Origin of the sequence: Amaricoccus sp., assembly GCF_047602525.1 — a bacterium.
Lineage (GTDB): Bacteria > Pseudomonadota > Alphaproteobacteria > Rhodobacterales > Rhodobacteraceae > Amaricoccus.
In genome coordinates this window covers 3442705-3456048 of record NZ_JASGHB010000001.1, presented here as the reverse complement: position 1 = coordinate 3456048, position 13344 = coordinate 3442705, and the positions used below count along the sequence as shown (strand labels likewise).

Here is a 13344-nt window from a genome sequence, read left to right as displayed (position 1 = left end):
CCCTCAGGCGTCCAGCTCGATGAGGACGCGGGCGGCCGTCTCGTCGGTGACAAGGGTGCAGCCGGGGAAGCGGCGCAGGGCGGCGCGGATCGACACGGCCTTTGCCGCGCCGCCGGCGGCGAGGACGACGTGGCGGGCATTGGCGACCAGCCCGAGGTCGGTGGACATCACCCGGTGGCGGATCGGATGGTCGATCGTCCGGCCCTCGGCATCGAGGAACTGGCTGATGACATCGGCGACGGCGCCGCGGGCGACGAGTTCGGCGCGCAGCTCCGGCCCGAGATGGTCGGTCGCGAGCGAGCCGCCGGCGACGCGCGGGTCGCCGCAGCTCACCACCGCGACGTCGAGGCGCCCGGCCATGGCGATGACGTTGCCAAGCCCGCACGCGCGGAACAGGCGGTCCTTGGTGTCGGCGGAATCGACGAAGAGCGGCGACAGCAGCAGGTGGCAGCCGGCGCCGGTCATTCCGGCGAGGCGCCAGGCGAACTCGGCCGGGTTTGCGGCGCCGGGCGTGACGAGGCCGCCGAGCAGCGAGACGACCTGCATCCCGTCCCGGCGCTGCCGGGTCACATGCGGCAGCGCCGCGTGGAGCGTCCTGCCCCAGCCGACGCCGACGGTCATGCCGTCGGCAAGCGTGATCGAGAGCAGATCGCCGAGCGCGGCGCCGACGGCACGGGTGGCATCGGCCGCCCCGGGCACGACGACGGCCTCGGCGAGACCGAACGTCTCCTCGAGCGCGATCGCGAGCCGGACCGGGACCTTCGGATCCTCGTTGATCCAGACCTGCACCTCGGAGGCGCGCAGGCCGTCCTCGATCATGCGGATGACGGTGGCGCGACTGAGGCCGAGGGCGTCGGCCACCTGCTTCTGGGTCATCCCACGGTTGTGGTAGAGCCAGGCCGCGCGCAGGCGCTGGCTGGACGCGTCGCCGAGCGGGCGCGCGGCCGGCCGGCCCGTCATGACGCGAGCGCCTCGGCGATCGCCTTGTTGACCCGGGATGCCTGTTCCATCTGCGGCATGTGACCGGCACCGGGCAGCAAGGTCAACCGTTCGGCTGGAACGCGCGCCGGATCGTGCGGGTTGATCGCGTCGGCGTCGCCCCAGACCACCCGCAGCGGCACCCCCTCGGGCAGGGGCGGTGTCTCCACCGCCTTGAGGGCCGCCCCGACACGACGCAGGGCCTCCCGGCGGCCGGGCCGGTCGAGCCCGGCGACGACATGGCGCGCCATCGCCGGCTGGATCAGCTTCTCGCGCACGACCAGCCGCTTCAGCAGCACCTCGGCGGCTGCGTCGGAGTCGATTTCCGGGAAGGCGTCGAGAAAGCCGGGGTCGAGCCGCTGGCCGAGGCCGGCGGGAGCGATCAGGGCGAGCGCCGAGACGGCGCCCGGCAGGAGCCGCGCCAGATGCAGCGCCACCGCCCCGCCGAGCGAATGGCCGGCGACCGCGACCGGATGGTCGAGGCTCGCCACCGCCCCGGCCACGGCGGCGGCGAGGGTCTCCGGCCTGCCGTCGGCCACTTCGGCCGGCGCCTCGCCATGGCCGGGCAGGTCGATTGCCCAGACCCGGCGGGTGGCGAAGAAGGCATGCGCCGTCGCCGCCCACGACAGCCGGTCCGAGCCGAAGCCGTGGATCATGACCAGATCGGGACCGTCGCCGCCGACGAGGGAAAGCCGCGCCTCGGGCTGAGTCGCGCCGGCGGTCATTCGATCTCGGCGAGCGTCGCGCCGACGCCGACCAGCTCACCCTCGGCGATGGCGATGCGGAGCGTCCCCGAGGCGGGCGACTCGAGCTCGATCGCCATCTTGGTCGTGGTGATGGTGACGAGGGGCTCGCCCTCCTCGATGGTGTCGCCGTCGGCCTTCAGCCACTCGGTGACTTCGGCCTCGGTGATCTCGTTGCCCAGCTGGGGCACCAGGACGGGGGAGGTCATGGATTGCAGTCCTTGTCAGAGGCCCTGGCGGGCGAGGTCGAGGTCGTCCCAGCCGCGCAGGCCGCGCCGGTTGGATCGCTTGGCCGGGTAGAACTCTCCGGTCACGATGTCGATGATGTCATCGGCGTTGGGGAAATAGCTGCTCTCCATCTCCGCCCCCGGCACGATCCAGTTGGGCGCGCCGAGCACGCGCGGCGGCGCCTTGAGATCGCCCCAGCCGTGACGGGCGACATTGGCCGCGATCGTCATCGGGAAGCTGCCGCGCTCGCTCGCCTCGGTGACGATGAGCAGGTGGCCGGTCTTCTTCACCGACGCAAGCACCGGGTCGTAGTTGAAGGGCACCAGCGAGCGGGCGTCGATGACCTCGGTCTCGATGCCGGTCTGGGCAAGATCGGCGGCGGCCTTCGTCGCCTGGTAGAGCGAGGGTCCGAAGGTGAGGACGGTGACGTCGCCGCCCTGCCGCTTCACGTCGGGCTCGCCGAAGGGGATGCGGTAGTAGTCGGCCGGGACGCCGCCCTCCCGGAAGATTTCCACCTGGTCGTAGAGCCGCTGGCTCTCGAAGAACACCACCGGGTCGTTCGAGGACAGCGCCGAGGCGAGCAGGCCCTTGGCATCGTAGGGCGTGGCCGGATAGGCGACCTTGAGGCCGGGGATGTGGGCGATGAGCGCCGACCAGTCCTGCGAGTGCTGGGCGCCGTATTTGGAGCCGACCGAGGCGCGCAGCACCACCGGCACGCTGAGGTGGCCGGCGGAAATCGAGCGCCACTTGGCCATCTGGTTGAAGATCTCGTCGCCCGCGCGGCCGATGAAGTCCCCGTACATCAGCTCGACCAGCGCCCGGCCGCCGGCGAGGGCATAGCCGACGGCGGTGGCGACGATGGCCGCCTCCGAGATCGGGGAGTTGAACAGGCGGTGATACGGCAGCACGTCCGAGAGGCCGCGATAGACGCCGAAGGCGCCGCCCCACTCCCGGCACTCCTCGCCATAGGCGACGAGGCTCTCGTCGTTGACCATGTGGTGCAGCACGGCCTCGGTCAGCCCGTCGCGCAGCGTGATCGCGCGCATCCCGGGCAAGGTGTTGCCCTCGGCGTCGAGCCCGAAGCGGGCCTTGCGGCCGAGACCGCGCAGCGCGGCGGATTTCTCCAGCGGCTGAATCAGCGGCGCGGGGGTGGCGGGGACCGGGATCTCGGTGTTGCTGAACATGAGCTTGCCGATCAGCGTCGGGTCGGCCGGCACGTCGACGATCGGGGCGATGGCCGGGTCGATCGCGGCGCGGGTCACGGCCTCGATGCGGGCGCCCACCTCCTCGCGCAGGGCGCTGACGCCCTTCTCGGTCAGGACGCCGGCCTCGACGAGGCCGCGCGCCATGCGGGTGATCGGATCGTAGGGCTCCCAGAGCTTCAGCTCGTCGCGCGAGCGGTAGACGTTGGCGTCGGTGGTCGAGTGGCCGGCGGAGCGGTAGCATTCGACGTCGAGCAGCGCCGGCCCCTTGCCCTCGAGCAGCAGCGCGCGCTTGCGCGTCACCGCCTCGGCGACGGCGAGGGGGTTGGTGCCGTCGACGGTCTCGGCGTGCATCTGGTCGGGGTTGATCCCGGCGCCGATGCGGCTGAGGCGGTCCCAGCCCATGGTCTCGCCGATGGTCTGGCCGCCCATCGCGTAGAAGTTGTTGTTGAAGAAGAAGAGCACCGGCAGGCCGCCGCGCTCCGCCTCGCCCCACAGGCGGTTGAGCTGGGCCATCGAGGCGAAGTTCATCGCCTCCCAGACCGGGCCGCAGCCGGTGGAGCCGTCGCCGGCGTTGGCGACGCAGATGCCGCCGTCGCGCACGAGCTTGCGCCGGAGCGCGGCGCCGGTGGCGATGCCGGCCGAGGCGCCGACGATGGCGTTGTTCGGATAGGCGCCGAAGGGGGCGAAGAAGGCGTGCATCGAGCCGCCCATACCGCCGTTGAAGCCGTTCGCCCGCATGAAGATCTCGGCGAGGAGGCCGAAGAGCAGGAAGTTCTCGGCGAGATCGCGTCCGGTGCCGCCGAGGGCCTTGGCCACCGTGTCGCGCAGGCGGCCGCCTTCGTGGCCGTCCATGATCGCCTCGGACTGTTCCGGCGTCAGCTTGGCGATGGCGGAGAGGCCCTTGGCGATGAACTCGCCGTGGCTGCGGTGCGAGCCGAAGATATGGTCGCCGGGCTCCAGCGCCAGCGCCGCGCCGACCGCCGCGCCCTCCTGGCCGATCGAGAGATGGGCCGGGCCGCGATAGGCGAACGGGATCCCGCGGTAGGCGCCGGTCGCCTTGAAGCTGCCGAGCATCGATTCGAATTCGCGCACGACCAGCATGTGCCGCAGGACGCGGACCAGCGCCGCGTCGCCGCGAGCGTCGCGCTCGTCCGCGAGCGTCTGCTCATAGACGTGGATCGGGATCGGGCGGAAGGAAAGGCTGCTGCGCCGATGCATCTGCTCGGGGTCGACGACAAGTTCCTTGGGCATGGGGGCACCGGCTTGTGAGTCTCTCCGGCTTTCTTGACTTCATTTGCGACTTATGTCAATTGAAGGAAGCAAAAGATATATGGAGAGGGAACCCGGATGCCGAGCAAGCTCGATCAACTCCGTGCCATGACCGTCGTCGTCGCCGACACCGGCGATCTGGAGGCGGTGCGCCGGTTGCAGCCGCAGGACTGCACGACGAATCCCTCGCTGGTCCTGAAGGCGATGCGCGATCCGGCGATGGAGCCGATGGTCGCGCGCGCCGTCGCCGAGGCCCGCGCGGGCGAGGGGTCGGTGCCGGCCATCGTCGAGGCGCTGACCGTCGGGCTCGGGACCGAGCTGGCCGGCATCGTGCCGGGCCGGGTCTCGACCGAGGTCGATGCCCGCCTGTCGTTCGACGTCGCGGCGTCGGTCGCCAAGGGACGAGCGCTGGTCGCCGCGTACGATCGCCGCGGCATCGAGCGATCGCGCATCCTCATCAAGCTCGCCTCCACCTGGGAAGGCATACGTGCCGCCGAGACGCTGCAGCGCGAGGGGATCGACTGCAACCTCACGCTGCTGTTCTCGATGGCGCAGGCGCGGGCCTGCGCCGACGCGGGCGTGTTCCTCATCTCGCCCTTCGTCGGGCGGATCACCGACTGGCACACCAAGGCCACCGGCAAGACCTTCACCCCGGAGACGGATCCGGGCGTCCTGTCGGTGCGGGCGATCTACGACTATTACAAGGCGAACGGGATCGGCACGGTGGTGATGGGCGCGTCCTTCCGTTCGGTCGGTCAGGTCGAGGCGCTGGCCGGCTGTGACCGGCTGGCGATCTCGCCGGACCTGCTCGCCGCCCTCGGGGAGGCGGAGGGGGCGCTGGCGCGCCGCCTCTCGCCGGCCGCCGCGACGGCGCAGCCCGAGCCGATTGCCGAGCGATTTCCGCTGGCAGATGAACGAGGACGCGATGGCGACCGAGAAGCTCGCCGAGGGCATCCGCAACTTCAATGCCGACACGGTCAGGCTCGAGGAGATCGTCAGGCAGCGCCTCGCGGCCTGACGGCTTTCGCCGCGCGCGGCTCAGCTCATCCAGTTGCCACCATCGACGTTGTACGTCTGGGCGACGATGTAGTCCGAGTCGCGCGAGGCAAGGAAGACGGCCATGCCGGCGAGATCTTCCGGGACGCCCATGCGGCCATAGGGGACCGCCTCGCCGACGAGACGCTTCTTCTCGCCGATGGGGCGGTTCTCGTATTTCGCGAAGAGGGCGTCGACCACGTCCCACATCTCGCTCTCGATGACGCCGGGGGCGATCCCGTTGACGTTGATGCCGTGGCGGATGAGGTCGAGCCCGGCCGACTGGGTGAGGCTGATGACCGCGGCCTTGGTGGCGCAGTAGACCACGGCGAGCGCCTCGCCGCGGCGTCCGGCCTGGGACGAGAGATTGATGATCTTGCCGCCCCGCCCCTGCGCCACCATCTGGCGCGCCGCCGCCTGAAGCGTGAAGAGCGTGCCCGCGACATTGACGGCGATGAGCTTGTCGAAGCTCGCGCGGGTGATGTCGGCGACCGGCGCCATGTCGAAGACGCCGGCATTGTTGACGAGGATGTCGAGGCCGCCGGCGCGCGCGACGACGGCCGCGATCGCGGCGTCGATCGAGGCCTGGTCGGCCACGTCGATGCGGACCGGATAGGCGCGCGGACCGATGCGGGCCGCGGTCTCCTCGGCGCGGCCGATGTCGAGATCGCCGATCGCGACGGTTGCGCCCTCCTCCGCATAGGCTTTGGCGAAGGCGGCGCCGATGCCGCGCGCGGCGCCGGTGATCAGGGCGGATTTGTCGGCTAGTCTCATGTCAAATGGCCTGTGAACTGCCCGAGAACGAAGGAGCCCCTGCGGTCAGGCGGCAGGATCGCACCACCTCCGCCGCAGGGAATCGCCCGGCACGGGTGCGCCGGGCGACAGGCCGGAAATCCGGCGGGGACCAGTAGCCGGCGCGCTTCATCTCGCGCGCGGTGGCTGTCTGGGCCTCGGCGAGCGCATCATCGACCGACGTCTGGCCCGCGAGCGCCGCAGCGACGAGCTGGCCGACGTTGGTGCCGATCGACTGGAACTCCGGGATCGCGACGAACTGGACACCCGTGAAGGGGACCGGATCGCGGTTCTCGTTGTGCCCGTTGCTGGTCGCACCCGGAGGCCCGTACTTCTGCACGAGGTCGACATAGAACGAGATGGCGTTCTTCCACTCGGGCGTGTCGAGCTGCGGCGTCCACTTCTCGTCGAACCAGCGGCCGCCGAAGGCATTCACCATGGTGCCGACCACGGCCATGTTCTCGCCCCAGCCCGGCTTGCCGCGCATGCAGACGCCATAGACGCCGTTGGCCGGGTCGTTGAGCTTCGAGGCGAACTCGCCGATCTGCTCCCAGGTCGGCTCGTCCGGCATGGTGAGCCCGGCCTTCTCGAAGAGAATCCTTGCGGCAGAAGGGGAAGGAGCTTTCCGCGTAGAACGGCACGGCATAGAGCGTGCCGTCAGCCGACAGGCCGTTGCGGACGGTCGGGAAGATGTCGTCGTAGCCGTAGTCCTCCCCGAGGTCGTCCATCGGGGTCAGCCAGCCCTTGGCGCCCCAGATCGGGGTCTCGTAGGCGCCGATCGTGACGATATCGAACTGCCCGCCCTTGGTGGCGATGTCGGTCGTCACCCGCTCACGCAGGATGTTCTCCTCGAGAGTGACCCAGTTCAGGTGGTTGCCGGTTTCCTTCTCCCACTGGCTGGAGAATTCCTGCATGACGATCATGTCGGCATTGTTGACCGTCGCGATCGTCAGGTCCTCGGCGTGCGCGAAGGTGGCAAGCGCGGATGTCAGCGCCAGCCCGGCGGCAGCCCGTCTCATGCAGCTCATTCGTCCTCCCATAGGATCGGCGTCCCTCGCCGCGCTATCCGGCGCACGACGCTGGCGGCCACCGTGGTCCTGTGGCGTGGACACACCTCGGAAGCCGACGCGCTCGGGCGTGGAGCAAGCGATCCTGCGCTGGAATCATTGCCAGCCGCCCGAGGCTAGATTTTACTTTGATGCAACTCAATATGCAGAAGTAACAACCTTAACGCCGGTTGGCCACCCCCACTCGGACAGGTAACGGCGCCCCCGACGGTCTGCTCTCATTCCGCCAGCGCCGTCTCGACCAGCGACACCCAGTAGCTGATGCCGACCGGCAGCGCGTCGTCGTCGAAGTCGTAGGCGGGATTGTGCAGGGCGGCGGAAGGTCCGTTCCCGAGGAAGATGAATGCGCCGGGACGCGCCTCCAGCATGAAGGCGAAGTCCTCGGACGCCATCACCGGCCTGACCTGCGCATTCACCTTGTCGGCGCCGACGACATTCGCGGCGGCAGCCAGGGCGCGCCGGGTCCCGGCGGGAGAGTTGACCGTCACCGGGTCATGGCGCCGATACCTCAACTCGGCCCGGGCCCCGTAGCACTCCGCGATCGACTGAGCGACGGCCTCGATCCGGGTTTCGGCGAAGTCCCGCAGGGCCGGGATGAGCGTCCGCACGGTTCCGGCGATCTCGCAGGTCGTCGGGATGATATTGTACGCCTCGCCCGCGTGGATCTTCGTGGCCGTGATGACGAGCGACTGCAGCGGGTCCGTGCCGCGGGAGACGATGGTCTGGAGCCCGAGCAGGATCTGGGCGGAGATGATGATCGGGTCGATCGCCTGATGCGGCAATCCCGCGTGGCCGCCCTTGCCCGTGACGAGGATGTCGAACTCGTCCAGCGCCGCCATGATCGGCCCGTCGCAGATGCCGAAGCTGCCCACGTCGATGCCCGGCATGTTGTGCATGCCGTAGACCTCGGTGATCCCGAACCGCTCCATGAAGCCGTCTTCGACCATGGCGCGACCTCCGCCGGCGCCTTCCTCCGCCGGCTGGAAGATCAGCGCGACGGCGCCGCGGAAATTGCGCGTCTCGGCCAGATGCCTGGCCGCCCCGAGCAGCATCACGGTATGGCCGTCGTGGCCGCAGGCGTGCATCCGTCCGTCGATCCTCGAGGCCCACGCCTTTCCGGTCGCCTCGTGGATCGGCAGCGCATCCATGTCGGCGCGCAGGCCGATCACCGGCCCATCGCCGAGACGCCCCCTGATGAGCGCGACGACGCCGGTCCGGGCGATGCCGAACTCGATCTCGTCGACGCCGAAATCCCGCAACCTCTCGACGACGAACGCGGCGGTCTCGTGAACGCCGAAATCCAGCTCGGGGTTCTGGTGCAGGTGCCGGCGCCACTCGGCGGCGGTAGCGCGGAATTCAGCGACACTGTTGAGGACTGGCATGGCGGGCTCCAAGGGGCGCGAGGCGTCTGCATCGGCGCTTGCGGGATTGGGCCACCCGGAGCCCGCCCGGTCAAACGCAGTTTACGGACCGGACGGCATTTGCCAACGGGTGCCAACGGCCCGATGATGGCCGCCGCCGGGCCGCGCAGGTGTACGCCCGGCGAGCATACGTTGGGACAGGTGCGGACGATGGCGGCCTCGAAGCTGAACTTTGGTCTCGAAGAATATGCCGAGCGCCTGAGGAAGACGCGCGCCGCCATGCACGCGAGAGGGATCGACACCCTCATCGTCAGCGACCCGTCGAACATGAACTGGCTGACCGGGTATGACGGCTGGTCGTTCTACGTCCACCAGGCGGTCATCGTGCCGAGCGAGGGCGATCCGATCTGGTTCGGCCGAATCATCGACGAGAACGGCGCCCGGCGAACCGTCTATGTCCCGGACGACAACGTCGTTTCCTACCCCGACAATTACGTCCAGACGCCGGACTGCCACCCGATGGAGGTGCTGTGCGGGCTCCTGGCCGAGCGCAGGCTCGACAAGGACGTGATCGGCGTCGAGATGGACAACTACTGGTATTCGGCGCTGGCGCACCAGACGCTGGTGAACGGCACGCCGCAGGCGAGGTTCGTCGACGCGACCGCGCTCGTGAACTGGCAGCGCGCCGTCAAGAGCCCCCGGGAAATCGACTACATGCGCAAGGCCGCGCGCATCGTCGAGCTGATGCACGGGCGCATCTTCGAGAAGATGGAGCCGGGCATGCGCAAGTGCGACCTGGTTGCCGAGATCTACGACGCCTCGATCCGTGGAACGTCCGAGTTCGGCGGCGACTATCCCGCCATCGTGCCGCTGCTGCCCTCGGGCACCGACGCCGCCGCCTGTCACCTGACGTGGGACGACCAGCCGCTGCGCAACAACGAAGGCACGTTCTTCGAGATCGCCGGCGTCTACCGGCGCTATCATGCGCCGATGTCGCGCACCGTGTTCCTCGGGAAACCGACGCAGACCTTCCTCGACGCCGAGAAGGCCACGGTGGAAGGGATGGAGGCTGGCCTCGCCGTCGCGAGGCCGGGCGCGACGTGCGAGGATGTCGCGATCGCCTTCTTCGACGTGCTGGGCAAGTACGGCATCCAGAAGGACAGCCGGACCGGCTATTCGGTCGGCCTGTCCTATCCTCCCGACTGGGGCGAGCGGACGATGAGCTTCCGCCGCGGCGACAGGACCGAGCTGAAGGCCGGAATGACCTTTCATTTCATGACGGGGCTCTGGATGGACGACTGGGGATTCGAGATCACCGAGACGATCCTCATCACCCCCACCGGCGTCGAGTGCCTGGCCAACGTGCCGCGCCGCCTGCTGATAAAGGACTGACCGGCGAGGCCGGCAGCGAATGCCCCCTATCGGGTGGACGTTCTGGCCGGGCCGCTCGATCCTCGCGGCACGAACACCAACTCGAAGCTCTGCCGTGATTCCGGAACCGCCTTGCCCTTCAGGCGAAGGAGCAGGACCTCGGCGGCGCATCGACCCTGATGCGTCGCGTCGATCCGCACCGTCGTGAGCGGCGGCGCGACGAAGCCGGCGAACGGCAGGTCGTCGAAGCCAACCACCGACACGTCGCCGGGAACCGCGAGCCCGAGATACGCCAGCGCGCCGAGCACGATCGTGTCGTTGCCCGCGAAGATCGCGGTGACGCCCGGCCGGGCCCTCGACAGCGCGAGCGTGGCATGAAACCCGCCCCCGGGGCTGGCCGGAGACGATGCGGAAATGCCGCGCGATCCGGTGCCGAAGCCGCGCGAGACGGTCGCCGCGCTTGACCCGTTCCGCGGGCAGGCGATCGGCCCTCGCTCGCGCGGCGCCCGGCAGCAGGATCACGCTCGGCCCCGTATTCTCAGGCTGCCGGCATCGAGATCCGATGCCCCGGCACAAGGCCGGCGCGCGGGCATGGATCGTCGTGGCTAGAGGATGAAATCCAGCGCCGCGTAGTCGCTGGCGCTGACGCCGGCGCCGTCGTTGATCGCGAGGTCGAATTCCGCCGCGGCGCCGCCGGCGGTGTTGCCGAGGATATGCGTCACGTTGCCCACGTCGACGGCCCAGAGATCCCCGATGCCCTGGGTGGTGCCGAAGCTGAAGTGCTGGTGACCGCTGGTCTCGATCATCGCGTCGATCGCCGAGAGGTCGATCCGGTCGCCCCCCGCCGTGCCGGCGCCGGCAAAGGCCACCGCGCCCTCCGTCGCGACGATCCGGTCCCCCGCCGCGTCGCCCGCGGACGCAAAGCGGAACACGTCGTCCCCGGTGCCGCCCCCGATCACGTCGGCGCCGCCGGCCCCGGTCAGCGTGTCCGCCCCGGCGCCCCCGGTCAGCGTATCGCTGCCGCCGCCACCGCCCAGCACGTCGGCTTCCGCACCGCCCACCAGCAGGTCGTTGCCGCCGAGGCCCCACACCGCGCCCGCCACGCGGCCGTGCTCGCCGTGATAGACGTCATCGCCGCCCCCGAGGCTGACCCGCCCCTGCATCAGGCCGTCGTTCGTCACCGTGTCGGCCGCCGAAGCCAGCAAGACGGCCCCCTTGCCGCCGGCGATCGTGCCGGTGTTGGTGATGTCGAGCGCCGTGGTGCCCGACGCCAGCACGCCCCAGTAGCGGGTCGACTGGATCGTCCCGTCGTTGTCGATCGTCCCGGAATCGCCGATCAGCGAGACTCCGGCACCGGACTTGTCCGCCGCGATGATGGTGCCGTCGTTGACCACGGTCGTCGTGTCGAGGTTGGAATAGACCGCCTGGTTCGAGCCGGCGCCGCCCACCCTGTCGTTCACCCCGCCGCCCGCCTCGAGCCGCCCGTGGTTCACGACCGAGCCGCTGCTGGCGGCGGCGCCGGTCACGAACTCGACCGCCCCCACCTCGCCGAAGATCGAGCCCCAGTTCTCGACAGACGCGACCGTCGCATCGGCCATCACCACGCCAAAGCCGTAGCGGGCGAAGAGTGTCCCGTGGTTCTCGAGGCTGCTGTCGAAGCTCGCCTCGATCGTCATTGCACCCGTGCTCTCGACCCGGCCGCCGGCCTCCACCGTGACGTCGATCGAGGAGCCGAAGGCGTCGAGCGCGGCCCAGCGCGGCGCCGACAGCGTGCCGCCGATCGTCGCGGTGAGGCCGAACAGGCCCTGCGCCCCCCGGCCGTCGACCGCCGAAACGCCCTGCGACGACAACGTGACCCCGGCCCCGACCACCAGCCCGTCGCCGTCCGCTGCAAAGGCGAAGACCGGATCATGGCCGTCGCTGATGACGTCAGTGGTGAAGGTCGTGGTGGTCATGACAAATTCTCCCTCGATGCGCGGGAAACGCACGGGCTTGCGGTTCGGGTGCAGGGCGGCAAAGGGTTTCGAGCGTTAATTGCTCGTTTACCATGCACCGATTCAACCGAACTGACCAGATGATTCGCACTTCGCAGGGTTTCATTAACCATGACATTCAAATGGTTAATGTGGCATTCGTGCCAGATTCAGGCGCGCCGTCGGTCGAAGCGACCCGCCTTTTCTAGCGGCTCAGTCCCGCGACCAGCGTCGGCAGGTCGAGCGCCGCAAAGCCGTAGTGGCGCAGCCAGCGCAGATCGCTCTCGAAGAACGAGCGCAGGTCGGGAATGCCGTACTTCAGCATGGCGATCCGGTCGATGCCCATGCCGAAGGCAAAGCCCTGCCACTTCTCCGGATCGACGCCGGCGGCGGCCAGCACCTTCGGGTGCACCATGCCCGAGCCGAGGATTTCCAGCCACGAGTCGCCCTCGCCGATCTTCAGCTGGCCGCCGGCCCAGGAGCAGCGGATGTCGACCTCGGCCGACGGCTCGGTGAACGGGAAGTGGCTGGCGCGGAACTTCAGCTCCACCCCGTCCACCTCGAAGAACGCCCGGCAGAACTCCTCGAGAACCCACTTGAGGTTCGCCATCGACACGTCCCGGTCGATGCACAGGCCCTCGACCTGATGGAACATCGGCGTGTGCGTCTGGTCATAGTCGGCGCGATAGACGCGGCCCGGCGCGATCACCCGGATCGGCACGCCCTGCGCCTCCATCGCCCGGATCTGCACCGGCGAGGTATGGGTGCGCAGCACGTGCGGCGGCCGGTTGTCGCCCTCGGCCCGCGCCATGTAGAACGTGTCGTGATCCTGCCGGGCCGGATGCTCGGCCGGGATGTTGAGCGCGTCGAAATTGTACCAGTCGCTTTCGACCTGCGGTCCCTCCGCCACGGCGAATCCGAGGTCGGCAAAGATCGCCGCCACCTCCTCCATCACCTGGCTGACCGGATGGATCGTGCCCTCGCGCTCCGGGCGGGGCGCCAGCGTCACGTCGGCCCACTCCGCCGCCAGCCGCGCGTCGAGCGCCGAGTCGGCCAGCCGCGCCCGCGCCTCGGCCAGCGCACCGGCCAGCTCGTCGCGCAGGCCGTTCAGCGCCGGCCCGGCCACCTGACGCTCGTCCGCCGGCATCGCGCCGAGGCCGCGCATCAGCGCCGAGACCTCGCCCTTCTTGCCGAGCGCGGCGAGGCGCACCGCCTCGAGCCCCGCCTCGTCAGAGGCGTCGGCGATCGCCGCCAGATACCGGGTCTTCAGCTCGCTGATGCCGTCCATCGCCGTCCCCTCGGGCGCTCGGGCGCCACCGCGC

10 protein-coding genes and 2 pseudogenes are annotated in these 13344 nt (G+C 69.6%); 2 read left to right on the top strand and 10 right to left on the bottom strand.

The window, feature by feature from the left end; translation table 11 throughout:
- Positions 1-3 precede the first annotated feature (3 nt).
- From QM699_RS17645 to QM699_RS17630, 4 genes are read right to left on the bottom strand one after another with little or no spacing between them, the layout of a single operon-like run.
- Positions 4-960, bottom strand: coding sequence for a sugar-binding transcriptional regulator (locus tag QM699_RS17645; RefSeq protein ID WP_415012329.1), 957 nt, complete (start codon positions 958-960; stop codon positions 4-6).
- Positions 957-1703, bottom strand: a complete 747-nt coding sequence (locus tag QM699_RS17640; protein ID WP_415012328.1) for an alpha/beta fold hydrolase — start codon at positions 1701-1703, stop codon at positions 957-959. Before QM699_RS17640 ends, QM699_RS17645 begins: the two co-directional genes overlap by 4 nt.
- Positions 1700-1930, bottom strand: a complete 231-nt coding sequence (locus QM699_RS17635) for a biotin/lipoyl-containing protein (protein WP_415012327.1) — start codon at positions 1928-1930, stop codon at positions 1700-1702. The genes QM699_RS17640 and QM699_RS17635 overlap by 4 nt, the downstream gene beginning before the upstream one ends.
- A 15-nt stretch (positions 1931-1945) precedes the next feature.
- Positions 1946-4405, bottom strand: a complete 2460-nt coding sequence (locus QM699_RS17630; protein ID WP_415012326.1) for a thiamine pyrophosphate-dependent enzyme — start codon at positions 4403-4405, stop codon at positions 1946-1948.
- A gap of 96 nt (positions 4406-4501) precedes the next feature.
- On the opposite strand from QM699_RS17630, the pseudogene QM699_RS17625 reads away from it, so the two are divergent.
- A pseudogene (locus QM699_RS17625) lies at positions 4502-5200 on the top strand (transaldolase family protein); the annotation flags it as partial.
- A gap of 261 nt (positions 5201-5461) precedes the next feature.
- Here the strand turns inward: QM699_RS17625 and QM699_RS17620 are convergent.
- The 3 genes and pseudogenes from QM699_RS17620 to QM699_RS17610 form a co-directional block, all read right to left on the bottom strand.
- Positions 5462-6232: an L-iditol 2-dehydrogenase gene (locus QM699_RS17620; RefSeq protein ID WP_415012325.1), complete on the bottom strand. Its 771-nt coding sequence runs from the start codon at positions 6230-6232 to the stop codon at positions 5462-5464.
- 133 nt (positions 6233-6365) lie between these two features.
- Positions 6366-7278 (bottom strand): annotated as a pseudogene (locus QM699_RS17615) (ABC transporter substrate-binding protein); the annotation flags it as partial.
- Positions 7279-7535: 257 nt separating this feature from the next.
- Entirely contained in the window at positions 7536-8699 is a 1164-nt protein-coding gene (locus QM699_RS17610) for a M20 aminoacylase family protein (protein WP_415012324.1), read from the bottom strand.
- A gap of 189 nt (positions 8700-8888) precedes the next feature.
- Between QM699_RS17610 and doeA the strand changes: the two genes are divergently transcribed.
- The gene (gene doeA / locus QM699_RS17605) at positions 8889-10070 is read left to right on the top strand and encodes an ectoine hydrolase DoeA (RefSeq protein WP_415012323.1); all 1182 of its coding nucleotides are present in this window, start codon (positions 8889-8891) and stop codon (positions 10068-10070) included.
- A gap of 26 nt (positions 10071-10096) precedes the next feature.
- Here the strand turns inward: doeA and QM699_RS17600 are convergent, their stop codons facing one another.
- From QM699_RS17600 to pheS, 3 genes are all read right to left on the bottom strand, one after another.
- Positions 10097-10534 carry a substrate-binding domain-containing protein gene (locus QM699_RS17600; protein ID WP_415012794.1) on the bottom strand — a complete coding sequence of 146 codons (438 nt, stop codon included), beginning with the start codon at positions 10532-10534 and terminating at the stop codon, positions 10097-10099.
- A 120-nt stretch (positions 10535-10654) separates the two neighbouring features.
- Positions 10655-12004, bottom strand: coding sequence for a calcium-binding protein (locus QM699_RS17595; protein WP_415012322.1), 1350 nt, complete (start codon positions 12002-12004; stop codon positions 10655-10657).
- Positions 12005-12227: 223 nt separating this feature from the next.
- Entirely contained in the window at positions 12228-13310 is a 1083-nt protein-coding gene (pheS, locus tag QM699_RS17590; protein WP_415012321.1) for a phenylalanine--tRNA ligase subunit alpha, read from the bottom strand.
- Positions 13311-13344 lie beyond the last annotated feature (34 nt).

Excerpts from the sequence above, each read along its gene's own strand:
- QM699_RS17630 (WP_415012326.1), bottom strand. The coding sequence starts at position 4,405 with ATGCCCAAGGAACTTGTCGTCGACCCCGAGCAGATGCATCGGCGCAGC.
- QM699_RS17595 (WP_415012322.1), bottom strand. The coding sequence starts at position 12,004 with ATGACCACCACGACCTTCACCACTGACGTCATCAGCGACGGCCATGAT.
- QM699_RS17610 (WP_415012324.1), bottom strand. The coding sequence starts at position 8,699 with ATGCCAGTCCTCAACAGTGTCGCTGAATTCCGCGCTACCGCCGCCGAG.
- QM699_RS17645 (WP_415012329.1), bottom strand. The coding sequence starts at position 960 with ATGACGGGCCGGCCGGCCGCGCGCCCGCTCGGCGACGCGTCCAGCCAG.
- QM699_RS17635 (WP_415012327.1), bottom strand. The coding sequence starts at position 1,930 with ATGACCTCCCCCGTCCTGGTGCCCCAGCTGGGCAACGAGATCACCGAG.
- QM699_RS17640 (WP_415012328.1), bottom strand. The coding sequence starts at position 1,703 with ATGACCGCCGGCGCGACTCAGCCCGAGGCGCGGCTTTCCCTCGTCGGC.
- pheS (WP_415012321.1), bottom strand. The coding sequence starts at position 13,310 with ATGGACGGCATCAGCGAGCTGAAGACCCGGTATCTGGCGGCGATCGCC.
- doeA (WP_415012323.1), top strand. The coding sequence starts at position 8,889 with ATGGCGGCCTCGAAGCTGAACTTTGGTCTCGAAGAATATGCCGAGCGC.
- QM699_RS17620 (WP_415012325.1), bottom strand. The coding sequence starts at position 6,232 with ATGAGACTAGCCGACAAATCCGCCCTGATCACCGGCGCCGCGCGCGGC.